10 protein-coding genes, 2 pseudogenes and 1 riboswitch are annotated in these 12550 nt (G+C 72.1%); of the genes and pseudogenes, 5 read left to right on the top strand and 7 right to left on the bottom strand.

From position 1 onward, the window contains the following. Positions 1-38: 38 nt before the first annotated feature. The 4 genes and pseudogenes from E4N62_RS06425 to E4N62_RS06410 all read right to left on the bottom strand — a co-directional run bounded on the left by E4N62_RS06425 (position 39) and on the right by E4N62_RS06410 (position 4366). Complete coding sequence (locus E4N62_RS06425; protein ID WP_230212662.1) at positions 39-1055, bottom strand: ABC transporter substrate-binding protein; 1017 nt, start codon at positions 1053-1055, stop codon at positions 39-41. 102 nt (positions 1056-1157) lie between these two features. After that, positions 1158-1979 carry an ABC transporter ATP-binding protein gene (locus E4N62_RS06420; RefSeq protein ID WP_230212675.1) on the bottom strand — a complete coding sequence of 274 codons (822 nt, stop codon included), beginning with the start codon at positions 1977-1979 and terminating at the stop codon, positions 1158-1160. Positions 1980-2285: 306 nt separating this feature from the next. Then, positions 2286-3320 (bottom strand): annotated as a pseudogene (locus E4N62_RS06415) (iron chelate uptake ABC transporter family permease subunit); the annotation flags it as partial. Then, positions 3317-4366 carry an iron ABC transporter permease gene (locus tag E4N62_RS06410; protein ID WP_230212660.1) on the bottom strand — a complete coding sequence of 350 codons (1050 nt, stop codon included), beginning with the start codon at positions 4364-4366 and terminating at the stop codon, positions 3317-3319. The pseudogene E4N62_RS06415 and the gene E4N62_RS06410, both read right to left, overlap by 4 nt. Positions 4367-4554: 188 nt before the next feature. Between E4N62_RS06410 and E4N62_RS06405 the strand changes: the two genes are divergently transcribed. Together E4N62_RS06405 and E4N62_RS06400 are read left to right on the top strand one after the other, a co-directional pair. Further along, entirely contained in the window at positions 4555-5400 is an 846-nt protein-coding gene (locus E4N62_RS06405) for a (2Fe-2S)-binding protein (RefSeq protein ID WP_230212658.1), read from the top strand. Positions 5401-5543: 143 nt separating this feature from the next. After that, a complete protein-coding gene (locus E4N62_RS06400; protein ID WP_230212657.1) occupies positions 5544-7649 on the top strand; it encodes a family 43 glycosylhydrolase in 2106 nt (701 codons plus the stop codon). On the opposite strand, the gene E4N62_RS06395 is transcribed toward E4N62_RS06400, so the two are convergent. Together E4N62_RS06395 and E4N62_RS06390 are read right to left on the bottom strand one after the other, a co-directional pair. Continuing rightward, a complete protein-coding gene (locus E4N62_RS06395) occupies positions 7636-8541 on the bottom strand; it encodes an endonuclease/exonuclease/phosphatase family protein (protein ID WP_230212654.1) in 906 nt (301 codons plus the stop codon). The genes E4N62_RS06400 and E4N62_RS06395 overlap by 14 nt on opposite strands. Before the next feature lie 96 nt (positions 8542-8637). Next, a complete protein-coding gene (locus E4N62_RS06390) occupies positions 8638-8997 on the bottom strand; it encodes a metalloregulator ArsR/SmtB family transcription factor (protein WP_033526294.1) in 360 nt (119 codons plus the stop codon). Between the two features lie 151 nt (positions 8998-9148). On the opposite strand from E4N62_RS06390, the gene E4N62_RS06385 reads away from it, so the two are divergent. Then, positions 9149-10477: an MFS transporter gene (locus tag E4N62_RS06385; RefSeq protein ID WP_230212642.1), complete on the top strand. Its 1329-nt coding sequence runs from the start codon at positions 9149-9151 to the stop codon at positions 10475-10477. Positions 10478-10498: 21 nt separating this feature from the next. Here E4N62_RS06385 and E4N62_RS06380 read toward each other — a convergent pair. Continuing rightward, a pseudogene (locus E4N62_RS06380) lies at positions 10499-10883 on the bottom strand (HoxN/HupN/NixA family nickel/cobalt transporter); the annotation flags it as partial. A gap of 192 nt (positions 10884-11075) precedes the next feature. Beyond that, a riboswitch (cobalamin riboswitch) is annotated at positions 11076-11281 on the top strand. Positions 11282-11310: 29 nt separating this feature from the next. Between E4N62_RS06380 and E4N62_RS06375 the strand changes: the two are divergent. Both E4N62_RS06375 and E4N62_RS06370 read left to right on the top strand, forming a co-directional pair. Continuing rightward, the gene (locus E4N62_RS06375; RefSeq protein WP_230212640.1) at positions 11311-12030 is read left to right on the top strand and encodes an energy-coupling factor ABC transporter permease; all 720 of its coding nucleotides are present in this window, start codon (positions 11311-11313) and stop codon (positions 12028-12030) included. Beyond that, positions 12027-12548 (top strand): energy-coupling factor ABC transporter substrate-binding protein, encoded by a 522-nt coding sequence (locus E4N62_RS06370; RefSeq protein ID WP_230212638.1) that lies wholly within the window; start codon positions 12027-12029, stop codon positions 12546-12548. The genes E4N62_RS06375 and E4N62_RS06370 overlap by 4 nt, the downstream gene beginning before the upstream one ends. Positions 12549-12550: the final 2 nt, after the last annotated feature.

The following is a 12550-nucleotide window of genomic DNA, read 5'->3' as shown; positions in this document are numbered from 1 at the left end:
CCGTCTCGTGGTGGGGCCCGCCCCAGGTACTGCGGGAGTTACTGCTTCGGCAGTTCGACGCCGGTTGCCTTCGCGATGTCGGCGAGCATCTCCTCGGCGGCCTGGACGCCGATGCCGGACATCCAGGTCTCGTCCGGGACCTCGAAGACCTTGCCGTCCTCGACAGCGGGCAGGTCCTTCCACACGGGGTTGGAGGTGACCTGCTTCTGCTGGGTCTTGTCCGGGGTGTCGGCGGTGGTGACGAAGACCAGGTCGGCGTCGGCCTGGTCGATCTCCTCCGGGCCGACGTCCTTCATGGTGACGCCCGGGTCGTCGGAGATCTGCGACTTCGGGCGCGGGAAGCCGACGTCGTTCAGGACGACACCGCTGTAGGAGTTGGAGGCGTAGAGCCGGGTCGGGCCGGCGACGAAGCGGACCACGGAGACGGTCGGCAGGGCGCCGTCCTTCTTCTTGATCGCCTCGCCGAGCGCCTCGGCCCGCGTCTCGTACTCCTTGAGCTTGGCGGCGGCCTCGTCCTCCAGGCCCAGCGCCTCGGCGTGGACCTTGAGGTTCTCCTTCCAGACACCGCCGGTGGTCTCGGTGAAGACCGTCGGGGCGATGGCGCTGAGCTTGTCGTAGACCTTCTCGTGCCGGACCTTGGAGGACAGGATCAGGTCGGGCCGCAGGGAGGCGATCCTCTCCAGGTTCGGCTCCAGGAGCGGTCCGACGTCCGTGGTGTTCTTGAGGTCGCCCTCCAGGTACGTGGGGAAGCCGCCCTCCGTCTTGAAGTGCGGGGCGACGGCGCCGACCGGGTCGACGCCGAGCAGGGTGACGTCGTCGAGCTCACCGGTGTCGAGGACGACGACCTTCTTCGGCTGCGCCGGGATCTTGACGTCGCCCATCACGGTCTTGAGGGTGCGGGGGAAGGCGGCGCTGTCCGCACCGGCCTGGGCGGCGGCGTCCGCCTTCGTCGTGTCGGAGTCGCCGCAGGCGGCGAGGAGGCCCGTGCCGAGGACGACGGTGAGCAGTGCGGCGGTGGGGCGGCCGAATCCGCGCAGGGGTGATCGCTTGAGCATGAGGGGGTGGTCTTTCTTGGTCAGCAGATGGATGAACAGGTGAACGGGTGAAGGGGTGAAGGGGTGAGGGTGAACGGGTCGGGTGGGTGAGTTGATGAGCGGTCAGGTGGTGGCGGGCGCGGTGCTGCGGCGTGTCGCGCCTCTCTTCGGGACGACCAGCGGGGTGCCGGTCTCCGGGTCGGGAATGACCCGGCAGTCCACGTCGAACACGGACTTGACCAGGTCCGCGTCGAGCACGTCGGCCGGTGGGCCGGCGGCGGCGAGGCGCCCGTCCTTGAGCACGACCATGTGGTCGGCGTAACGGGCGGCCTGTCCGAGGTCGTGCAGCACCATCACCACGGTGCGGCCGGCCTCGGCGTGCAGGGCGTCGACCAGGTCGAGGACGTCGAGCTGGTGCCGGAGATCGAGGAAGGTGGTCGGTTCGTCGAGCAGGAGCAGGTCGGTGTCCTGCGCCAACGCCAGTGCGATCCAGGCTCGTTGGCGCTGGCCGCCGGAGAGTCTGTCGACGGGGTGGTCGCGCAGCGCCGTCGTGCCGGTGCGGTCCAGTGCCTCGTCGACGGCGCGCTGGTCGGCGGTCGACCAGGGGCTGAGCAGGCGCTGGTGCGGGTAGCGGCCGAGGCGTACGAGTGCCTCGACGGTGATCGCCTCGGGGGTGACGGGCTGTTGCGGCAGCAGGCCCATCCGTAGGGCCAGGTCGCGGGCGGATATGCGGTGGATGTCGGAGCCGTCGAGGGTGACTGTGCCGGCGGTGGGGGCGAGCAGTCGGCTGAGGCCTCGCAACAGGGTTGATTTACCGCAGGCGTTGGGGCCCACGATCGCGGTCACGGCGCCGCCGGGCAGTGTCAGGTCGAGCCCGCCGACCACGAGCCGGTCGCCGTAGCGCAGGTCGAGGCGCCGGGTGCGGAGTTCGTTGGTGGGGGGCATGTGGGCTCCTGGGGCGAGCGGTTCGTTGTGCGGTACGCGGAGTGCGGGTGCGGGTGCGGGTGATGGTCGGTGCGTTGTCGGGTGCGGGTCCGGTGGGGCGTCTCGCGCAGTTCCCCGCGCCCCTAAAAGGCCAGGCCCCTGCGGGCCTGAAAGACGACGGTCCTCCGGGCCTGAAAGGCGACAGGCGGCCGTCGTGCGGGGTGAACAGCACGGGGCGTAGCCCCTGCTTTTCAGGGGCGCGGGGAACTGCGCGGCCGGCCCCACCGGGCCCGCACCCGACAACGCACCCCGGAGCCGCCCCTCACCCCGCACCGCCGCACTCTGACGGAACATCAGCACCAGCAACCACGGCGCCCCCAACGTCGCCGTCGCGGCCCCGACCGGCAGGCCCTCCACCGGGAGCAGATGCTGGACCACCAGGTCGGCGGCGAGCAGCAGAACCGCCCCGGTGAGGGCCGCCAGGGCAAGCGTCGCCGCCGTGGGTGGGCCGGTGAGGAGGCGGACGATGTGCGGGACGGCGAGGGCGACGAAGGTGACCGGCCCAGCCAGGGCCGCAGCCAGCGAGGCCAACGTGACGGCCACGAGCAGCAGTTGGAGGCGCACGGCGGACGTGTCGAGGCCGAGCGCCCCCGCCGAGTCGTCCCCCAGGTCGAGCACGGCGAGACGGCGGTGGGTGACCAGCGCGACGGCCAGGGCGAGCAGCACGGCGGCGCCCGCGCTCCAGACCTCCGTCCAGGTGCGGCCGTACACCGATCCGGTCGTCCACTGGAGCGCCGAGCCCGCGAGTTCGGCGGGGAAGCGGACGATCAGGAGGTTGACCGCGGCGGCCAGGCCCGCCTGGGCGGCGAGGCCGGTGAGGACGAGCCGGGTGACGGCGAGCCCGGAGCCCCAGGCGAACACCCCGAGCAGCAGCGCGGCCAGCAGTCCACCGGCCAACGCGCCGACGGGGATGAGCAGTTGGGAGGCGCCGACGGCAAGCAGGGCGACCGCGCCGAGCGAGGCCCCGCCGGTCACCCCCATCACGTCCGGGGAGGCGAGGGGGTTGCGGAACAGCCGTTGCAGGACGCAGCCCGCCGCTCCCAGTCCGGCGCCGGCCACCACGGCGGCGACGGCGCGCGGCGCCCGGAACTCCCGTACCACCAGCACATCGCCCGGTTCGCCGAACCCGGCCAGCGCGCGGAGCGCCACGGAGGCGGGCATGTCCATCTCCCCCGTGGAGACGGCGACCGTGACCAGCGCGAGCAGGGCGAGGAGACCGGTCGCGCCGTAGACGAGGAGGCGGGCCCGGCCGGGCGGGCGGTGCGTGCCGCGTCGTACGGCCGCCTTGTACGTCAGTGTCATCGGGCGGCCTTCCGGGCGAGCAGGGCCAGCAGGGGCGCACCGAGGAACGCGGTGACGATGCCGACCTCCAGTTCGGCGGGGCGGATGACCAGGCGGCCGAGGATGTCGGCGGTGAGGAGGAGCAGCGGGCCGGCGAGGAGGCAGCCGGGGACGAGCAGGCGGTGGTCGCCGCCGAGGAGCGGGCGGACGAGGTGGGGCGCGGCGAGTCCGATGAACGCGACCGGGCCGGCCACGGCGACGGCGGATCCGGCGAGCAGGACGACCGCGAGGCCGCCGGCGAGCCGGACACGGGTGACGGGTACACCGAGCGCCTGGGCCGAGTCGTCGCCCAGGGCAAGGGCGTTGAGGGCGGGCGCGACGGCCCCGGCGAGCAGGAGGCCGACAAGGAGCGACGGCAACACCGGCCAGAGCGTGTCGAGTTGGCGTCCCGCGAGGGAGCCCGCCAGCCAGAAACGGGCCTCGTCGAGGGTGCGCTGGCTTGCCAGCATGACGGCTGACGTCCAGGACAGCAGCACCAGTTGGAGCACCGTGCCACCGAGGGCGAGCCGTACCGGGTCGATGTCCCCGGCGCGGCGGGCCAGCGCGTGGGCGAGGACGGCGGCCGCGGCGGCTCCGGCGAACGCGAACCACACGTACTCGACGGGGTCGGTGAGTTTCAGCGCGAAGATGGCGACGACGACCGCGAAGCCCGCGCCCGCGTTGATGCCCAGGGTGGTCGGGGAGGCGAGCGGGTTGCGGGTGATGCCCTGGGCCACGGCGCCCGCGACTCCGAGGGCGGCGCCGACCGCCAGGCCGATGATCGTGCGCGGCAGCCGAAGTCCCGTCACCACCAGGGCGTCCCGGCCCTGCGCGTGCCCCGACAGCGCGTCAAGCACCGTGGGCAGGGGGACGGAGCGGGTTCCGAGGGCGAGGCTCAGCGCGGCGCACAGCGTCAGCGCGCCGATTCCGCCGAGGAGCAGGGTCAGGTGCCTCAGGGCACGCGGGGGCACGCCGGTCGGCGCGGCCCGTTCGGTCGCAGTCACGAAAAGTGAGCTTAGGTTAGGCATGCTTTAGTTTTCAACGGCTGTGGGTTCACTGTGATCCACAACGCCCTTGATCAACCAGCCGGTAACTTCGCTGGTCAACGACGCACACGACTCCTCCACGTCCCACTTGGTCGGCACCACGTGATCTTGCGGCTAAGGTAAGGCTTACCTGCCTCCTACGCCAAACCCTTCACGCTCTGGAGTTACCGATGACCGTGGCCCACCTGGAATCCGCCCAGGCCGACACCGCCACACCCGTCCCGGAACTCCTCACCGCCGCCTACCGCCGCCTGGACGCGATGTGCGAGGCGCTGTCCGTACGGATCGCCGAACCGGGGCCAACCCCCGCCCGCACCGTAGGCCTGACGGAGGGTCAGGAGAGCGTCGAGGCCTTCGTGGAGGCGGAGGCCGCCCGCATCCGGATGCGCCACGACCACACCGCGCCCCGGCACGTCGCCGCCTCCCGTGCTCTGCACGACTACGCCTGGTCGGTGGGCCTGTTGATGAGCGGAGTGTGGTTCCTGGAGCACCGCGTGCCCCGGGTCGCCCCCGGCGACATACGCGTCGACCTCGCGTCCGGGGCCTTCGAAGTCACCCCGGGCACCGAGCTCGCCTGCCTCCCGGGCGACCCCGCCGCACTCCTCCCCGGCACCCGGGTGGCCGCCCATCAGGAGGCGCTGCGCGCCGAGTTGAGGACCGCCGTGGCCGGCCACATGGGTCCTGTGCTGGAGGCGCTCGGCCCGTACGTCCGCCGGGGCTCGCGCGCGCTGTGGGGGCTGGTCTCCGACGACCTGGTCTCCGGCCTCTGGTACCTCGGGCGGACGCGCGGCGACGAGGCCGCCGGCGTCCGGGCCGCCTCCGCCGTCCTGCCCGGCGCCCAGGCGCCCTTCCCCGGCGGCGCGGACTTCCGTTCCCTGTGCACGAGCGACGGTCGCGAGCACCCGACCCGTACCCGTCTGGGCTGCTGCCTCTACTACACGATCCGCCCGGCCGAGGCCTGCTCCACCTGCCCGCGCACCTGTGACGCGGAACGGCTGCGCCGGCTGGAGGGCTGACCGCACGGGAAGGCCCTCGAGTCGAAACTTTCGCTGCCTCCCCGGGCCCCTGAGCCGATTGACGCCGCTCGGCGCAGATAGCAACACTCTTCGACGGGCTTTCCCACAGGACATGCCAAAAGGTCGCAGCGCTGGAGGTCGGTTTGCAGGAGTACGCCGGTTACGTCTTCGTCTACTTCACCGGCGAGGGCAGCCCGGACGGCGAGCGGATCAGGTTCGCGCTCAGCCGGGGCGACGACCCGCTGCGCTGGCGTGAGTTGAACGGCGGGGCGCCGGTGCTGACCTCGGACCTCGGGACGGGCGGGCTGCGCGACCCGTTCCTGGTGCGCGCCCCGGAGGGCGACCGGTTCTATCTGATGGCCACCGACCTCAGGATGCACGGGGAGCCGCACGGCGGCTGGGACCGGGTGCAGCGCACCGGAAGCACCTCGCTCATGGTCTGGGAGAGCACGGATCTGGTGAGCTGGACCGACCGCCGGCTGGTGCGCGTCGCCCCCGACACGGCCGGCAACGTCTGGGCGCCCGAGGCCGTCCACGACCCGGAGCTCGGCGTGTTCGTCGTCTTCTGGGCGTCGAAGCTGTACGCGCAGGACGACCCGGACCACACCGCCGACACCCACAACAGGATGCTGTACGCGACCACCCGTGACTTCCGTGTCTTCAGCGAGCCCCGCCTGTGGAACGACCCCGGCCACTCGGTCGTCGACTCGACCGTCGTCCGGCACGACGGCACCTACTACCGCTTCACCAAGGACGAGCGAGCCCACTCCCCCGCCGCGCCCGGCGGCAAGTTCATCACCGTGGAGAAGTCGACGGGGCTGCGCGACACCGCGTACGACTTCGTGGCCGACCGCATCGGTCACGGGGCCGTGGAGCAGGGCGAGGGGCCGATCGTCTTCAGGTCGAACACGGACGATCGCACGTGGTACCTGTTCGTCGACGAGTTCAGCGGACGCGGCTACGTACCCTTCGAGACCACCGACCTGGACTCCGGGGAGTGGACGCCCTGCGAGGAGTTCGCGCTGCCGCCCGGCGCGCGGCACGGCTCGGTGTTGCCCGTGACGCGGGCCGAGTACGAGCGGCTCCTCGCCGGGTACGCGCCGCCGGCGTCCGTGGTCGACGCCACCGTGCCGGACGGCCTGAAGGCGTACGCGCTCGTCGACGACACCGCGTCGAAGGTCGTCCTGCCTCTGCACCCGGGCACCGAACACGCCCGTCTCGCACCGGAGTTCGACCTGGCGGCGGATTGCCGGATCGACCCGCCGTCGGGCACCGAGCGCGATTTCCGCACCCCGCAGAGCTACACCGTCACAGCGGCCGACGGCACCGCGCGCACCTGGAGGGTCGAGGCGGTGCCCATGCGCAGCCCCCTGCTGCCGGGGCTGTACGCCGACCCCAACATCCAGGAGTTCCATGGCCGTTACTTCATCTATCCGACGACGGACGGCTTCGAGGGCTGGGGTGGCACCCGGTTCGAGGTGTTCTCCTCCGACGACCTGGTCACCTGGGAGAACCACGGCGTGGTCCTCGACCTGGAGTCGGACGTGAGCTGGGCGGAGCGCCACGCCTGGGCCCCGGCCGCCGGGGAACGCAACGGGTCCTACTACTTCTACTTCTGCGCCGACCAGCAGATCGGTGTCGCCGTCGCCCACAGTCCCACCGGCCCCTTCCGGGACGCCCTGGGCCGGCCGCTCATCGGGCGCGACGACTACGCGGGGCAGATGATCGACCCGGCCGTCTTCACGGACGACGACGGCACCGCGTATCTCTACTGGGGCAACAGCGAGGCGTACGGGGTCCCACTCGACGAGGACATGGTCTCCTTCGACCCGGCGCGGGTGAGGCGGTTCACGCCCAAGGACTTCCGCGAGGGCGCCTTCGTCCTCAAACGGCGGGGCGTCTACTACTACATGTGGTCGGAGGACGACACCCGCAGCGACGACTATCGCGTCGCCTACGCCACCGGCCCCACCCCGCTCGGCCCGTGGACCGAGAAGGGCGTGATCCTGCGCAAGCGCCCGGAGCACGGGATCCTCGCGACCGGCCATCACACGGTTGTGAACGTCCCCGGCACGGACGACTGGTTCATCTGCTACCACCGGTTCGCGATCCCGGGCCCCGGCACCCCGCGCGGTGACGGCGTCCGCCGTGAATCCACCCTGGACCGGCTGGTGTTCGCGGCGGACGGCTCGATCGAGGAGGTCGTGCCGACGCTGGAGTCCATCGGGCCGGTGGTCAGTCCAGGGTGATCCGGGCGGCGACGGGCAGGTGGTCACTGCCGGTGGCGGGCAGGGCGCGGATGTCGGCGACGGTCGCCGAGCGGGCCATGACCTGGTCGATCCGGGTGAGCGGGAGACCGGCGGGGTAGCTGAACGCGAAGCCGCGTTCCGCCACGTTCATTCGTGTGGTGAGCGGTGCCAGACCGCGGTCGTCGACCGTGCCGTTGAGGTCGCCCAGGAGGACCACCGGGTCGCGTGTCTCGGCGGCGACGGCCCGGCCCAGCAGGCCGGCACTCTCGTCACGCCGGTGCGACACGAGTCCGCCCGCTCCGAGGCGGACGGACGGCAGGTGGGCGACGTACACCGCGATGTCGCCGTGCGGCGTACGGGCCGAGGTCCTGAGCCCGCGGCGCCAGTCCTCCTCGATCCCCTCGGGCTTGATGTCCAGCGGGCGGGTCCCGGTGAGCGGATGCCGCGACCAGAGTCCGACGGTGCCGCGGACCGCGTGGTGCGGGTACTCCCGGGCGAGCGTCCTCTCGTAGACCGGAAGTGCCGAGGGCACCAGTTCCTCCAGCGCGATGAGGTCGGGCCCGGCCTCTGCCAGGGCGCGGGCCGTACCCGCAGGGTCGGTGTTCTCGTCGCTCACGTTGTGCTGCACCACGACGAGATCCCGCGCCCCGGGCGGCGCGCCGGGCAGCAGCAGGCCGCCGAAGGTGTACGTCCAGGCCGCCGCCGGAAGCAGGAGCGCCAGCAGCGTGACGGCCGAGCGGCGCAGCAGCCCCACGCCGAGCAGGACCACGACCACCAGGCCGAGCCAGGGCAGGAACGCCTCCAGCAGACTGCCCAGCCGGCCCACGGAGTTGGGGGCCAGGCCGGGGAACAGCACGAGCCCGGCCGTCAGCCCGGCCACCACGGCGCTCACCCGTCCGGCACCGGGGCGGTCCGGCCGCACACGGACAGGAGACGGCGGAGGGGACGGTGGAGGGGACGGTGGATGTCCGGCGGTCATGGGCCGTCCTCAGTCGTGCGGGGCCTGGCCGCTGACCCGGTGGTCGGCGTGGCTGAGCGCCTCCACGACCAGGCGCTTGAGGTGCCCGTCGGCGAGGCTGTAGTAGATGTGACGGCCTTCGCGGCGGGTGTCCACGAGCCCGGCCAGCCGCAGCTTCGCCAGGTGCTGGCTGACGGCCGTGCGGGACGCCTCGCAGCGGTCGGCCAGTGAGCCGACGTCCGACTCGCCCTGCGCGAGCAGCCACAGCAGATGCAGCCGGGTGACGTCGGAGAGCATCGCGAACACTCCGGTCGCCTCGGTGAGCCGTGCGCTGTCGGGGGCGCGCAGATGCGCACCGGACGCAGGTGACACGGCATGGCGTTCAGGCATGCGCCCAGCGTAGGCGCTCCGCTCGGGGTGCGGGGGTCGGCCCTGGGTGCGGGTTCGTGGGGGCTGGTCGCGCAGTTTCCCGCGCCCCTGCGGGGCGCTCCCCTCCCGCCATCATGTGCATAGGTGCGCACATGATGGTTATCATCTGGTCATGCTTGCCGTGCTGCGTCATCGTGCCTATCGGCGGCTCTTCGCCGCCCAGGTCGTGGCCCTGGTGGGGACCGGGCTCGCGACTGTCGCGCTCGGGCTGTTGGCGTACGACCTCGCGGGCGCCGACGCCGGTTCCGTCCTCGGTACGGCACTCGCGATCAAGATGGTGGCGTACGTGGTCATCGCCCCCATCGTGGGCGCGGTCGCCGACCGGCTGCCGCGCCGGGCCCTGATGGTGACGGCGGACCTGGTGCGCGCGGGGATCGCCCTGTCCCTGCCGTTCGTCGGCGAGGTCTGGCAGGTCTACGTCCTGGTGTTCCTCCTGCAGTCCGCGTCGGCCGTGTTCACGCCCACCTTCCAGGCCGTCATCCCCGATGTGCTGCCGGAGGAACGCGACTACACCCGGGCCCTGTCGATGTCCCGGCTCGCCTACGACCTGGAGAGCCTCTTCTCCCCCGCGCTCGCAGCCGCGCTGTTGTCCGTGACGACCTACGACGGGCTGTTCACCGGCACGGTCCTCGGGTTCCTCGCCTCGGCCGCGCTGGTCGTCTCCACCACCCTGCCCGAGCGGGCCGCCGTCACCGCCCCGCGCGCGGGCGGCGCGTACGCCAGGGCCACCGCCGGGACGCGCCTCTTCCTCGGCGTGCCCGAGTTGCGGGCGCTGCTCGTCCTGAACCTCGCGGTCGCGGCGGCCGGGGCGATGGTGACGGTGAACTCCGTCGTCTACGTCCGTGATGTGCTCGGCCTGTCCGCGGGCGCCCTGCCGCTGGCGCTCGGGGCGTACGGGGCGGGGTCGATGGCCGTGGCGCTGGTACTGCCCCGGGTGCTGGAGAAGGTGCCGGACCGAGCAGTGATGCTGCCGGGCGCGCTGTCGCTCGCCGTGGTCTTCGCCGGGCTCGGGGCCGTCACCGCTGCCCAGGGCGGGAGTTGGCGGCTGCCCGCGCTGCTGGGGCTCTGGGCCGCGTTCGGTGCCGCGTGCTCGGCGGTGCTCACTCCGGCGGGGCGTCTCGTCCGCCGCTCGGTGTCGCCCGGGGAGCGTACGGCCGCGTTCGCCGCCCAGTTCTCCCTCTCGCACGGTTGCTGGCTGCTGACGTATCCGCTGGCCGGATGGCTGGGGGCGACGGCCGGGCTGAACTGGGCGGTGCTCGCCCTGGGTTCCCTCGCGCTGGGCGCGGCGCTGACGGCCGTACGGCTGTGGCCGGTGTCGTCGACGTCCCACGTGCACGCCGGGCTCCCCTCCGGTCACCCCCATCTGGTGGGCGCCCGACGCGTCCGGGCCGGGTGGCGGCACAGCCACGGCCATCTCACGGACGGGCTGCACGTGCACTAGGGATGGCCCGTGGTACGGCGGTCAGCCGGTCGTCCACTTCTGCTCGATCCGCGCGAACCGCCAGACCAAGGGCGACCGCCCAGGTGACGAAGAAGAGGCCCACGACGACATAGCCGACGGTGTTGAGGTCGAGGCCGGCGACCCGGTCCCGGAAAACGTCGTGCAGATGGGCCTTCTCCGCGACGAGGCCGAGGAGTTCGACCGTGCCGATGACGAGGGCTACGGCCACGGACAGGCCCGTGACAGTGAGGTTGTAGTAGACCTTGCGGACCGGTTGGGAGAACGCCCAGCCGTAGGCGAAGTTCATGAACGAGCCGTCCACGGTGTCGAGGAGCGACATCCCGGCCGCGAACAGGACGGGCAGGCACAGGATCGCGTACCAGGGCAGCCCGGAGGCGGCGCCCGCCTCTTCCTTCCGTGGGTGTGTGCGGTCGCCCCCCAGCCTTGTGCACCATGTAGGCAGCTGCGACTGGCTCGCAGTAAAGCTCGCGTCTGCTTTCGGTCAGGCCGTGGCTCCCGCCGATCTGCGGGGCGCGCGCCGGAGCGTGCGCCCGGGTGTGAGCTGTCGCACGGCGCCCGCGCACCCCTCGCCTCCGCTTGTCAGCGTCCTTATCTGGGCACTACTGTCACCACGCCTTGGTGAACGGGAAATCCGGTGTGATGCCGGTGCGGCCCTCGCCACTGTGATCGGGAAGTCCGGCTCCGGTCCTCACGGACAGCCACTGGGTCTTCGGACCCGGGAAGGCGGAGCACGGGCGGTGTCACCCGTAAGCCAGGAGACCGGCCAAGGCGCGTCAACCATCCACGAGGTGCTGGAGAGGGTCTGCTGAGCCATGCACATAGCCGAGGGTTTCCTTCCTCCGGCGCACGCGATCGCCTGGGGCGTCGCGTCCGCGCCGTTCGTCGTCCACGGAGTACGGGCACTCACCCGTGAGGTCAGGGAGCACCCCGAGAGCACACTGCTGCTCGGTGCCTCGGGTGCCTTCACCTTCGTCCTGTCCGCGCTGAAGCTGCCGTCGGTCACCGGGAGTTGTTCCCACCCCACCGGCACCGGTCTCGGCGCCATCCTGTTCCGGCCGCCGATCATGGCGGTCCTCGGCACCATCACCCTGCTGTTCCAGGCCCTGTTGCTGGCCCACGGGGGTCTGACCACGCTCGGCGCCAACGTCTTTTCCATGGCGATCGTCGGCCCCTGGGCGGGGTACGGCGTCTACCGACTGCTGCGGCGCTTCGACGTGCCGCTGATGGTGACGGTGTTCTTCGGCGCGTTCGTCGCCGACCTGGTCACCTACTGCGCCACCAGCGTGCAGTTGGCGCTCGCCTTCCCCGACCCGAGCAGCGGCTTCCTGGGCGCGCTCGGGAAGTTCGGCTCCATCTTCGCCGTCACCCAGGTCCCGCTCGCGGTCAGCGAGGGTCTGCTCACCGTGCTGGTGATGCGCCTGCTGGTGCAGTCGAGCAAGGGCGAACTCACCCGGCTCGGCGTGCTCCTGACCGACCGGCGGAGCCGTACCGGTGCCGGGGCGGAGAACGAGAGCGAGGCGGTGGCCCGATGAGCCGGAACACGAAGATCAACGTGCTGCTGCTGCTCGTCGTGGCCGCGCTCGCGGTCCTGCCGCTGGCCCTCGGCCTCGGCGACCACAAGGAGCAGCCGTTCACAGGCGCCGACGGCGAGGCGGAAACGGCGATCACCGAGATCGAACCGGACTACGAGCCGTGGTTCTCCCCTCTCTACGAGCCGCCGTCCGGTGAGATCGAGTCGGCGCTCTTCTCCCTCCAGGCCGCCCTCGGCGCGGGCGTCCTCGCCTACTACTTCGGCATCCGCCGAGGCCGGCGCCAGGGCGAGGCCCGGGCGCGGGCGCTGCTGGACGCTGCCGGACAGACCGACAAGGCTCCGGAGGAGCCGGTGGACGCGACCGTCGCGGCCTCGACCGCGAGCGCGTCCGGCCCGGCGGCGAGCGTTCCGGCCGCCGCGGCCTCGAAGGGCGCGTCGGGGGCGTCCGGCGCCTCGGACCCGACCGGCGACGCAGGCTCGTCCGGTCGCTCCGGGGCCGGCCCGGCCGGACGGGGCTGACC

Source organism: Streptomyces sp. MNU76, from assembly GCF_020982545.1.
Taxonomy (GTDB): Bacteria; Actinomycetota; Actinomycetes; order Streptomycetales; family Streptomycetaceae; genus Streptomyces.
This window is presented reverse-complemented; position numbering and strand designations above follow the sequence as displayed.

Coding starts and splice junctions, on each gene's coding strand:
- E4N62_RS06375 (WP_230212640.1), top strand. CDS start 11,311: ATGCACATAGCCGAGGGTTTCCTTCCTCCGGCGCACGCGATCGCCTGG.
- E4N62_RS06425 (WP_230212662.1), bottom strand. CDS start 1,055: ATGCTCAAGCGATCACCCCTGCGCGGATTCGGCCGCCCCACCGCCGCA.
- E4N62_RS06420 (WP_230212675.1), bottom strand. CDS start 1,979: ATGCCCCCCACCAACGAACTCCGCACCCGGCGCCTCGACCTGCGCTAC.
- E4N62_RS06410 (WP_230212660.1), bottom strand. CDS start 4,366: ATGCCTAACCTAAGCTCACTTTTCGTGACTGCGACCGAACGGGCCGCG.
- E4N62_RS06370 (WP_230212638.1), top strand. CDS start 12,027: ATGAGCCGGAACACGAAGATCAACGTGCTGCTGCTGCTCGTCGTGGCC.
- E4N62_RS06405 (WP_230212658.1), top strand. CDS start 4,555: ATGACCGTGGCCCACCTGGAATCCGCCCAGGCCGACACCGCCACACCC.
- E4N62_RS06385 (WP_230212642.1), top strand. CDS start 9,149: ATGCTTGCCGTGCTGCGTCATCGTGCCTATCGGCGGCTCTTCGCCGCC.
- E4N62_RS06390 (WP_033526294.1), bottom strand. CDS start 8,997: ATGCCTGAACGCCATGCCGTGTCACCTGCGTCCGGTGCGCATCTGCGC.